This window comes from Nostoc sp., from assembly GCF_036917515.1.
Lineage (GTDB): Bacteria > Cyanobacteriota > Cyanobacteriia > Cyanobacteriales > Nostocaceae > Nostoc.
On sequence record NZ_JBALDE010000031.1, the window covers coordinates 1 to 11,485 of the forward strand.

General features: G+C 39.3%; 9 protein-coding genes. 6 read left to right on the top strand and 3 right to left on the bottom strand.

The genetic code is table 11. The features are described 5' to 3' along the window. Positions 1–410: 410 nt before the first annotated feature. The gene (locus V7K89_RS03950; protein ID WP_335184545.1) at positions 411–899 is read left to right on the top strand and encodes a type I restriction-modification system subunit M N-terminal domain-containing protein; all 489 of its coding nucleotides are present in this window, start codon (positions 411–413) and stop codon (positions 897–899) included. Positions 900–956: 57 nt separating this feature from the next. Here V7K89_RS03950 and V7K89_RS03955 read toward each other — a convergent pair whose 3' ends face one another. Continuing rightward, a complete protein-coding gene (locus V7K89_RS03955; RefSeq protein WP_335184547.1) occupies positions 957–1,085 on the bottom strand; it encodes a hypothetical protein in 129 nt (42 codons plus the stop codon). Positions 1,086–1,411: 326 nt separating this feature from the next. On the opposite strand from V7K89_RS03955, the gene V7K89_RS03960 reads away from it, so the two are divergent. Next, on the top strand, positions 1,412–3,220 hold the full coding sequence (locus V7K89_RS03960; RefSeq protein WP_335184549.1) for a type I restriction endonuclease subunit R: 1,809 nt from the start codon (positions 1,412–1,414) through the stop codon (positions 3,218–3,220). A 66-nt stretch (positions 3,221–3,286) separates the two neighbouring features. Next, positions 3,287–4,582, top strand: a complete 1,296-nt coding sequence (locus V7K89_RS03965; protein WP_335184550.1) for a type I restriction enzyme endonuclease domain-containing protein — start codon at positions 3,287–3,289, stop codon at positions 4,580–4,582. Between the two features lie 107 nt (positions 4,583–4,689). Here V7K89_RS03965 and V7K89_RS03970 read toward each other — a convergent pair whose 3' ends face one another. Both V7K89_RS03970 and V7K89_RS03975 read right to left on the bottom strand, forming a co-directional pair. Next, a complete protein-coding gene (locus tag V7K89_RS03970; protein ID WP_335184552.1) occupies positions 4,690–5,028 on the bottom strand; it encodes a XisI protein in 339 nt (112 codons plus the stop codon). Next, positions 5,019–5,405 (bottom strand): XisH family protein, encoded by a 387-nt coding sequence (locus V7K89_RS03975; protein WP_335184561.1) that lies wholly within the window; start codon positions 5,403–5,405, stop codon positions 5,019–5,021. The genes V7K89_RS03970 and V7K89_RS03975 overlap by 10 nt, the downstream gene beginning before the upstream one ends. Before the next feature lie 345 nt (positions 5,406–5,750). Between V7K89_RS03975 and V7K89_RS03980 the strand changes: the two genes are divergently transcribed. The 3 genes from V7K89_RS03980 (at position 5,751) to V7K89_RS03990 (ending at position 11,415) form a co-directional block, all read left to right on the top strand. Further along, on the top strand, positions 5,751–6,701 hold the full coding sequence (locus V7K89_RS03980; protein WP_335184554.1) for a hypothetical protein: 951 nt from the start codon (positions 5,751–5,753) through the stop codon (positions 6,699–6,701). Positions 6,702–6,759: 58 nt separating this feature from the next. Continuing rightward, positions 6,760–7,707: a DUF1822 family protein gene (locus V7K89_RS03985; RefSeq protein ID WP_335184556.1), complete on the top strand. Its 948-nt coding sequence runs from the start codon at positions 6,760–6,762 to the stop codon at positions 7,705–7,707. A gap of 117 nt (positions 7,708–7,824) precedes the next feature. Continuing rightward, complete coding sequence (locus tag V7K89_RS03990) at positions 7,825–11,415, top strand: nSTAND1 domain-containing NTPase (RefSeq protein ID WP_335184558.1); 3,591 nt, start codon at positions 7,825–7,827, stop codon at positions 11,413–11,415. The last annotated feature ends 70 nt before the right edge of the window (positions 11,416–11,485 follow it).

Genomic DNA, 11,485 nt, shown 5'->3' on the forward strand with positions numbered 1-11,485 from the left:
TATGCTGAAGTATTCAATTCGATTATTACTTCATTACTTGAAGTACGGGAAAATACCCGTGTTAACCTGATTCATCCCGCACTTATGCAACGCCTGAAATTGTTGTAAAAACTGGCAATATCCTCTGAAAATGCTTGATATTTAGTTGCTAACACAGAAACTGCGATCGCAGACTCTGGCATTTCTCCATCCTGCGTAGGCGCTAGCCCGTCGTAGACATCGCACACAACATAATTTCGTTATCAGATCAAAAAAGGCGTAGAAGCTCTGCTTCTTGTCGCCAGACATCGCCCATTTTCAGTCCAAGGTGTCATCATCTCGCTGGTTTCTGCTCAAATTCGTAGTTCACTGAGTTGTCACAAACACAAACTATCCTATAATCGATAGATTTGGTAATCTGATGTCTGTCTATGCCTGCTAACACTACTGATTTAGAGAAACGCCTATGGGAAGCAGCGGATGAGTTACGCGCTAATTCTAGGCTAAAGTCCAGTGAGTATTCCATCCCGGTACTGGGGTTAATTTTCCTCCGCTACGCTGATTGGAAATTTACCCATGCTGAGGAGGAACTAAAAAATACAGGTAGTAGAAGACGTGGAATTACCAAAGTAGATTACCAAGCAAAGGGTGTCATGTATTTGCCTGATGCTGCCAGATTCTCCACACTGCTGAACTTACCAGGAGGGGCAGATATTGGCAAGGCAATCAATGATGCTATGCGTGCCATTGAAGCAGAGAATGAAGAATTAAAGGATATTCTGCCCAAAACTTACAATCGCCTCGAAAACGATCTGTTATTTGACTTGTTGAAGAACTTTAATAAAGTCGAATTAGGAACAATTAAGAATTTAGACAGGACAAGGTTTTGGAGATGTGTATCTGTCGCATTCTTTTTTTAAATTGGTATAATCATGGCATGGGCACTGACAAACGACTAGATTGTTTTCACCCATAATTTAGATTTTGGTACACTGCTGACAATCACTCAAGCTGATGCACCCAGTGTCATTCAAGTGCGATCGCAAATCTTTTGATCTCGATGTCTGAGCGATCGCTTTCAATATTGCTTTAAAAATGACAACCAAAGGCAATTTGGTATAAGCAACAGATACATAGAAATCATGTTGAGGTACTTCAACATCGTGTTGAGGTACTTAAAAGTCGTGTTGAGGTACTTCAACATCGTGTTGAGGTACTTCAACATCGTGTTGAGGTACTTAAAAGTCGTGTTAAGGTACTTCAAAGTCGTTTTGAGGTACTTCAAAGTCGTTTTGAGGTACTTCAAACTTTGTCGCACCGCAATCAAGCTGTGTAAATTGGGTTGAGGCTTTGCGTTTACCTTCCTTAACCCCATCAATCCCTAACGCCGAACTTTTGAGTTAAAAATGGAGTAAATCGATACTCCATACTTATGCGTCCACCTCACCCAGACTTAGAAGCAGCGCTAGAAAACGCTACCATTGACCTATTCTCTCAACTGCAATGGCAAACAGCCAACTGTTACCATGAAACCTTTGGTACAAACAGCACACTGGGGAGAGAAACAAGGGATGAGGTAGTTTTAATTCCCAAATTGCAATCAGCTATACAAAACTTAAACTCTGACTTACCCACCGAAGCTATCCAACTGGCCATTGAGGAACTAACTCGTGACAGAAGCACGTTGAGTTTAGCCAATGCAAACGCAGAAATTTATCAACTCCTCAAGGATGGGGTAAAAGTCAGTTTCAAAAATGATGAGGGAGAAGACCAAGCAGAAACAGTCAAAGTCATAGACTGGAATCACCCAGAAAATAATAACTTTTTTCTCGCTTCCCAATTCTGGGTAACTGGAGAGATTTACACCAGAAGAGGAGATTTAATTGGGTTCGTGAATGGTTTACCTTTAGTATTCATCGAACTCAAAGCACACCACCAACGCTTGGAACTTGCCTATAAAAATAATCTTACAGATTACAGGCAAACTATTCCTCAACTATTCTGGTACAACGCATTTATCATCCTCTCCAATGGCATAAAAAGTCGCATTGGTAGCTTAACTGCCAAATGGGAACATTTTGCTGAGTGGAAGAAGATAAATTCTGAAGGAGAAGAAGGGATAATTTCTCTAGACACAATTATTAGAGGTACTTGTGAACCTACCAAATTACTGGATCTAGTTGAAAATTTTATCTTCTTCTACGCTGCCAAAGGCACTTTAGTAAAAATCGTTGCCAAAAATTATCAATATTTAGGTGTTAACCAAGCAGTTACCGCAGTTGAGGAAATCAAAACCAATCAAGGAAAATTAGGCGTATTTTGGCATACCCAAGGTAGCGGTAAAAGTTACTCAATGGTTTTCTTCTCCCAAAAAGTGCTGCGTAAACTCTATGGGAACTGGACATTTGTCATTATTACCGACAGAGAAGACTTAGATGAACAAATCTATAAAAACTTTGCCTATGCTGGTGCTGTGACAGAAATCGAAAAAAATGTCCGCGCCAGTAGTGGAGAACACCTCAAACAACTCCTCATTGAAGACCATCGCTACATTTTCACGATGATTCAAAAATTCCGCACCGACAAAGGCGGAACCTATCCCCAACTTTCTGATAGACCAGATATTATCGTCATTGCTGATGAAGCACACCGCAGTCAGTATGACACATTCGCGCTCAACATGAGAAATGCCTTACCTCATGCAGCATTCATTGGTTTCACTGGTACACCCCTAATGTTAGGAGAGCAAGAAACCAAAAAAACCTTTGGTGATTACATCAGCATTTATAACTTCCGCCAATCAATAGAAGATAGCGCTACAGTTCCCCTCTACTACGAAAACCGAATTCCCGAATTGCAACTCACCAATGATGCACTCAATGAAAATATGGCAGAAATCATTGAATCTGCATCACTAGATGAGGAAGAAGAGGAGAAATTAGCAAGACAATGTGCCAGAGAATATCAATTAATTACCAGAGATGACCGATTAGAAAAAATCGCTCAAGATATTGTCAGTCATTTACTAGGTAGAGGATACCAGGGGAAGGCAATGATTGTCAGCATTGACAGATTTACTGCTGTCAAAATGTACAACAAAGTTCAGCACTACTGGCAACAACATCTGCAACAATTAAAAAATCAACTTGCTGAGTCTAATTTAAGCGAATTTGAACGCAAAAAATTATCAATCACTATTAAATATATGGTAGAAACAGATATGGCAGTAGTCATATCTTAATCTCAAAATGAAGTAGAAGCATTTGAGCAAAAACAATTAAATATCACTCCTCACCGTCAAAGGTTAGTGAATGAATCTCCCCCACTGGATGAAAAATTCAAAGATCCATCTCATCCCCTACGGATCATCTTTGTCTGCGCTATGTGGATGACTGGATTTGATGTCCCCAGTTGTTCCACCATTTACTTAGACAAACCGATGAAGAACCATACTCTCATGCAAACCATTGCCAGAGCAAATCGTGTCTTCCCAGGTAAAGTCAATGGACTGATTGTTGATTACATAGGTGTCTTCCGCGATTTACAGAAAGCATTAGCTATTTATGGTTCCGCATCTGGTGGTGGTGTTGAAGAAGGAGATACTCCAGTTAAAGCGAAAACAGCTTTAGTGGCACAATTGAGAGAAGCGATCGCCCAAACCACAACATTCTGTACCCAAAAAGGCATTGATTTTGCTGTACTAAAGTCAGCACAAGGTTTTGCACGCACCAAATTTTGGGCAGATGCAGTAGAATCCATCATTATTAATGATGATGCCAAAAAAACTTATCTTTCCCTAGCAGGTAACGCTAACAAACTCTACAAAGCTATCCTTCCAGATCCTGCTGCTAATAAATTTACTGCTATCAATGCTCACTTGCAGACAATCAAGGAGCAAATTCTGGCAGAAGTACCAGAAGTTGATGTGTCCGAAGTGATAGAACAAGTGGAGGAACTGTTGGATCTGTCCATCACTGCTGGAGAGTTTGTGATCACAGAATCCCACTCTCAACGCATCGACTTAAGCCAAATCGACTTTGAAACGTTAAAAAATCAATTTGCTAGTAGTGACTACCAAAGAACAGAGACAGAAAAACTCAAAACTGCGATCGCGCAAAAACTCCAGCAGATGGTGAGATTAAATAAAACTCGCATCAACTACCTGGATAAATTCCAGCAGATGATTACAGAGTACAATGCAGACTCACGCAACGTGCAGATATTCTTCAATGATTTGATTAACTTTGCTCAAGAATTGGGTGCTGAAGATAAAAGAGCGATCGCCAAAAATCTCACAGAAGAAGAACTAGTAATTTTTGATTTACTAACTAAAGCAGAAATTCAACTGACTAAACAAGAGGAACAGGAAGTCAAACAAGTTGCAAGAGAATTACTGAAAACTCTCAAGAAAGAGAAGTTAGTTTTAGATTGGAAGAAAAGACAGCAAACCAGAGCATCAGTAGAAGTGGCGATTAAGGATAGTTTGGATAGATTACCTCAGAGTTATTCTGCTGAACTGTATGAACAGAAATGTCAGGAAGTTTATCAGCACATTTATGAGAACTATTCTGGGCAAGAGAGTATCTATGCTACTGGTGCGTGAATGCTGCAAAATTTAAATCACTGCTAACCTAACATTGAGATGAGATAGCAGACTCATTAAGGAATCAAATGCAACTACAGATAAATGATCGCGATTTATAATATTTATCATGTTCCAAACTCAGTAAACTGACGCACATAAGGTTCGTGAAACGCCAAAATAATATCTTGTTTAGGTACTCCCATCTCAACTAATCGATTGGCAATTCCAACTTCGGTACCATCGTGTTGAATCCATATTTTACCATTTTTAATATCGAGATGTAAAATACAGCCAAAATCCCGTTTATTTCCCCGCCAACCGACATAAAGTAATTGATAGTGGTCTTGCTGTTCATCAAAAATTGTTTGCACTTCATACTCTTCGTAATTGCGTGACATCGAAGCTCGTTTTTGTCGCTCAGAAAGAAGGTGTTTAATATATTGTCGATATTGTTCTACAGCCATTGACGAATAACCTCCTCTTCTACATCGTAAATCATCAATCGTAATTGATATTTTTCAACCGCCGATGCAATAAATTTACGTTGAAAAAAAGTTTCATAAATCGGGACGTGAACAGCTAAATAAAGTCGGCGTTCTGGTTCAATTTTATCTAATGCATCCCGATAGTTTAAAAACTGCCCCAAGGCTGTATGAAATTCTGAAACATTCGATGGACTAATAAAACTTTTAATTTCTACTGCGATTTTTTGTCCCTCTCGCTCTGCTCCTAAAAGTTGCTCTGCGGCTAAATCAATCTCAAAATCTACATCATCCACATTAATTTCATAAGGGTCAGCCGTAATTTTCCAGCCGTCTTTTTCTAAAGCATTTCTGACAATATTATGAAATCTATAGGAATCCTATCTGATTTCTGAACAGTATTTCAGATGAAACCCTAATAAAATGGGCTTTTCAGTCTCGGTATTTTTTCAAAAATCAAATCGGAGTCCTATATCTTTTGCCATTGGAGTTCATTACACTAAAAATTAGGCTGATTAAAGGTAGATAATACACAATATTTGCTTTAACTCCCATTTTAACTTAGGGGTTAGTTTGGGAGTAACGTCTAAAGATATGCAAGCGATACCTACGGCACACTTTGCGATCGCTCGTAACTCTGTAACCTCATACTATAAAAGTAATATTCAAACATTTTCTCAAAATTTGCGTAAAAACTCCCCAGCTTGTTCGTAGAAGGGTTTAAAGAGGTTGGGGAGGAATCACCATGTGTCGATAAAAGTCCATGTACGGTATATTTTACCGTTTATCTCGGTTGGTTGCGATTCCTGCGGAAAGCTGACGCTAACGCCATGATTTGCTTTGCGATCGCGATTTCCACAAATCAAATGACCATTTACCCCTACAGTATTTATGTATCTATGATGACAACAAAATACCAAACTTTCGAGGTGCAGCAGGAGATGTCGATAGGTTATGAATTATACTTGCAGTTGCGTCAGCTAGTCTACGCAGCGCAGCAGCATCCCGCAAAAAGTGCAGAACGACGGAAAATATTAAATCAATTGATTGCCAAAATTCAAAATTCGAGGAAGTTAACAAGGTTTTCCCAATGGCGACATTCGCCTAATTTTGAAGATATTTATAGCGAAGCAGAAGCAAACATCTATCTCGAAATTTGCAATAAAATCGAAGATTATCATCCAGAACATCCCGTAATGGCTTGGGTAAATAAATTATTTTATTGGCGATTTCATGATGTTAAAAGACAGTACAAAAATCAACAATCCAAAATATTATCCTTTGATGAATTAGATAATTGTAAAAATGACTCCGATAAACCTATTAGTGAAGAATTATCCAGAGTTGATAAAAAAATATTTGAATTAGCAAATGAGCGCCAAGATAAAAGTATTCTGATTAATAATAATGTAATTGAAGTATCAGTAGTCAGAGATTTCATCCAAAATGACCCAGAGGGTATTTTGCAAAATAATTACATTGGTGAAGATAAAAATGCCAATTTCCAGAAAGTGATATTGATACGATTTGATGAAAAAACTTGGGAAGAGATATCAAAACAATTAGGTCATCCTATTCCCAGACTTTCCGAACTATATCAACGCAGTGCCAAAAAGCGTAAAATTCTCGATTATTTTCGTAGATACCTACAGTAAATCGTTAATTGATTGAACTACCAACTTACAAACAATCACACTTGCACAACCATATCCAATGAAAATCATGAACTTTAACCACAAACAAACATCTTTCACAATTCCTCTGAGTAGCAAAGCTCATGAAAAGGCAAATCAACGAAGACAAAGAATATCAAATACTGAGGATGGAAAAAAAATCTATCTCAATACTTTAGCTGTGTATGCGGTCAATTATTATCTTGATTGCATGGGTTTTGAAACTAATTGGTCAAATGCAGATAATAGTAATTCGTGGATGTTAAGTTTAATTGATTTGGCTGATTTGGAAATAAAAAATATTGGCAAAATCGAATGTCGTCCGGTGTTACCAGATGCAGAATATTTGGAAATTCCCACTGAAATAAGAACAGATAGAACTGCTTATGTCGCAGTGCAGTTTAACCATGCTTTGAGGTCAGCAAAGATTTTAGGCTTCACTACTCAACAACTAGCAAAGATACATTTAAGTCAATTACAACCTATTGATGATTTGCTCGATTATTTAACAGTGAAAGAAGCAACTGCAAAAGTTAATATTCGAGAATGGATGAAAGGAGTATTTACAGAAGGTTGGTTAAACCTGGAAGAAATCTTTAACCCACGAGAACTGAGTTTTAGATTCGCTAGAAATTTTAACGTGACAAAGTGCAAAAAAATTGATATTGGTTTGCATTTAAATGGCAAGTCTGTGGTTTTGATTGTCAAGTTAAATCCTAAAAATAAAGAGATAGTAGATGAGAAATATCAAAATCAGGGCGGAATTGATATTATCGTACAAGTTCAACCCGACCCAGAAAAAAGTGTTTCTTTACCTCCAGGATTAAAATTAGTTGTTAGTGATGAAAATGGTCAAGAAGTAGATTCCGTTATTTCTCGACAGCATGATAATTGGGTGGATATTAAATTAAGTGCAGAGTTAAATGAGGAATTTTGTGTTGAGATAATTTTAGATGAGTCGAAAGTGACTCAGGATTTTGTTGTATGATTTTGTAGGGTGTGTTATTAACGCGCCTAAATATGTCTTTTTGGTGCGTTACGGACATTCGTCTTAACACACCATACATATATTTTTAATAATTCAATAAATTAGATTGCATCACCTATGAAAAAGCTGGTTATTCTCAAATTTGATGGTAACTTTGAATCAGGGTTTCAAGTTAATATAGAAATAGCTAATGAAAGACAACGCGCTTATCTAACCACCATAACCAAGTTACCAGAAAATATTAGTATTCCTCAAATATTAAATAACTGGCACGAAATATATTGCAGTCTAGATAGTCAATTTAGGATTAAATCAGGGGGGAGTAGTAGGGGTAATCTGGAGTGTTTAAAGCAAGAATGTACAAGAGAATCTATCAACTTAGTTGCTAGTTTTAATCAATGGCTGAATGCACCATCTTTTACTTTTATTACTAATACTCTCAAAGAACTAAATCCCCAAGATGAAATTAGAATAATTATTACAACTTCTTGCCATGAATTACGTCAGCTTCCCTGGCATTTGTGGGATGTTTTAACTGAGTTACCGTTGGTAGAAGTGGCTTTAAGTTCGCCTAATGCTGAACGTGGGGAAAGACCTTACAGAGAAAAGATTAGAATTTTAATTATTTTAGGCGATCGCACCGGAATTAACATACATAAAGATAAACAATATTTGCAAAGTTTCTGTGGTAATGATGCCGAAATTATTTTAATCGATAACCCATCCCGTGAGGAATTAAATCATTACCTGCAAGATAATCTGGGGTGGGATATGTTGTTTTTCTCTGGACATTCCCAAACTCAAGGAATGCAGGGAAGGATTTATTTAAATAACTCTGATAGTTTGACGATGGCAGAATTGAGAGATGCTTTGCAAGTGGCGATAAAAAGACGATTGCAAATAGCGTTTTTTAATTCCTGCGATGGTTTAGGAATTGCTTACGAATTAGAACAATTGTATATTCCGCAAGTGATTGTCATGCGGGAACCAGTACCTGATAAAGTAGCGCAGAAGTTTTTAAAGTATTTTTTACAAGAGTTTACTAGTGGGAAGTCTCTATATATTTCTGTCAAAAATGCGCGGTTGGAGTTAGAAAAACTTGAAGAGGAATTTCCTTGTGCTAGTTGGCTTCCTGTAATTGTCCAAAATCAGACAGAAACTCCACCGACTTGGCAAAGTTTGGGGATAATTTCTTTCTGTCCCTACCAAGGTTTAGAGAAATTTACAGAAGAAAAGGCAGAGTATTTTTTTGGCAGAGATAAGGCGACTGATTCGCTAGTTACTGCTGTTAATAATAACCCTTTAGTTGCCGCCATCGGTGCTTCGGGAAGCGGGAAGTCATCGCTGGTGTTTGCTGGGTTAATTCCTCAGTTGCGTAGGGATACTGTTAATAATTGGTTGATTCTATCGTTTCGTCCGGGGAAAAATCCTTTTGAATCTTTGGCTGTGGCGTTAGTTTCGGCGTTAAATTTACCGGAAGATGAGCGACGTTTAGTAGAATTGGAAGTTGGTGTGAATTTGAAAAGGGATCGCTCCACGCTGCAAAATTTTATCACAGACTTAACTGATGGCGATCGGCTTGGGGAACAAGTGACGCGAGTGCTGTTGATAGCAGACCAATTTGAAGAAATTTATACCCTTTGTACGGAATCTGAAGAACGCAAAATTTTCTTAGATAGTTTGCTGCAAGCGGTAAGAAATGCACCGTTTTTTAGGCTAGTGCTAACCTTGCGGGCAGATTTTTTAAGTAGGGCGCTTGATGATTACGAACCTTTTGGCAGGGCGTTGCAGGAGTATCAACTAGAACCTGTTGTGCGGATGAGTCGGCAGGAGTTGGAACAAGCCATTACACGTCCTGCAACTCAATTGGGCTTTGAGTTTGAGCAGGGTTTAAGCAACACCATAATTAATGATATCCAAGATGGTGATGGGCGTTTGCCGTTGCTGGAGTTTACCCTGACTCAGTTGTGGAAGCAACAGCATTCCGGGAGGTTGACGCATCAGGCGTATAAAAATATTGGCGGTGTGGAGAAAGCGCTGGCGAATTACGCTGAGGCGGTTTATGCAGACTTGAGTGAGTCGGAACGAGAGAAAGCGCAACGGGTGTTTATTCAGTTGGTGCAACCGGGGGAAGGAACGGAAGATACCCGGAGGTTGGCGACGAGTGAGGAAGTGGGGGGAGATAATTGGGATTTGGTGACGCGCTTGGCGGATAAGCGGTTGGTGGTGACGAACCGCAATGAGTCTACCAATGAGGAAACGGTGGAAGTCGTCCATGAGGCGTTGATTCGTCATTGGAGACGGTTGCGGGGATGGATGCAGGAGAACCGCAAGTTTCGCATTTGGCAACAAGGGTTGATGGTGGCGTTGCAGCAATGGATGGATAGTAATAAGGATGATGGGGCTTTGTTGTGGGGCGTGCCTTTGGCTGTCGCGGAGGATTGGTTGCAGCAACGGCGTGAGGAAGTTAGTAAGGCGCAGCGACGGTTTATTGAGAAAAGTGTGGGGTTGCGAGAAAAGGAGAGGAAGCAGAAACAGAGGTTGCGGAGGAGTGTGGTTGCTGGGTTGGTTTGTGGTTTGTTGGTGATTTCAGGATTTGCGGGGTTTAGTGATTTTAGTAGAACCGATGCTGTAATTGGTAGATTGAGTGGCAATGCGGAAAAATATTTTGAAATCAACGACTCTGAGGCAGCATTAACCCAAGCAATTAAAGCGGGAAAAATCCTTAGAGGAAGTATTTGGAAACCTTGGATAGCAGGGGAAACCCAGATGCAGGCTATATCTACATTGAGGGAGATGGTATACGGGTTTAAAGTTAAAACCTTTAAAGGGCATACAGACTCTGTTAGAAGCGTTAGCTTTAGTCCAGATGGCAAAATTCTCGCTTCCGCATCAAGCGACAGAACGGTGAAACTGTGGGATATCAACAGTGGTAAGCAAATTCAAACCCTTCAAGGGCATACAGACTATGTTAATAGCATCAGCTTTAGCCCAGATAGCAAAATCCTTGCTTTTGACTCTGTTGACGGTACGGTGAAACTGTGGGATATCAAAAGTGGTATGCAAATTCAAGCCTTTCAAAAGGATACATTCTTTATTACTAGCGTCGGATTTAGCCCAGATAGCAAAATCCTTGCTTCTGTATCTTGGGACAATACAGTGAAACTGTGGGATATCAAGACTGGTAGACAAATTAAAAGTGGTAGGCAAATTCAAACCTTTCCAGGGCATACATCCTTTATTACTAGTGTCAGCTTTAGCCCAGATGGCAAAATCCTTGCTTTTGCCTCTGTTGACAGGACGGTGAAACTATGGGATGTCAAAAGTGGTAGGCAGATTAAAACCCTTCAAGGGCATACATCCGATGTTAATAGCATCAGCTTTAGCCCAGATGGCAAAATTCTTGCTTCTGCATCTGATGACCGGACGGTGAAACTATGGGATATCAAAAGTGGTAGGCAGATTCAAACCCTTAAAGGGTACACAGCCCTATTATATAGCGTCAGCTTTAGCCCAGATGGCAAAATTCTTGCTTCCGCATCTGGGGACGGTAGGATAATTATGTGGAATTTTGATTTAGATGATTTGCTAGTGCGGGGGTGTGGCTTAATACAAAGCTACTTGGAAAATGAACGTGATATCATCAGCGCAGAAGATAAACGTTTGTGTGACAACATCAAACGTTGGCGTTGCATAAGTGCGGGATGAATCAGGTTAACACGGGTATTTTCCCGTACTTCAAGTAATGAAGTAATAATCGAATTGAATACTTCAGCAT

Coding starts and splice junctions, on each gene's coding strand:
- V7K89_RS03960 (WP_335184549.1), top strand. CDS start 1,412: ATGCGTCCACCTCACCCAGACTTAGAAGCAGCGCTAGAAAACGCTACC.
- V7K89_RS03985 (WP_335184556.1), top strand. CDS start 6,760: ATGAAAATCATGAACTTTAACCACAAACAAACATCTTTCACAATTCCT.
- V7K89_RS03970 (WP_335184552.1), bottom strand. CDS start 5,028: ATGGCTGTAGAACAATATCGACAATATATTAAACACCTTCTTTCTGAG.
- V7K89_RS03990 (WP_335184558.1), top strand. CDS start 7,825: ATGAAAAAGCTGGTTATTCTCAAATTTGATGGTAACTTTGAATCAGGG.
- V7K89_RS03950 (WP_335184545.1), top strand. CDS start 411: ATGCCTGCTAACACTACTGATTTAGAGAAACGCCTATGGGAAGCAGCG.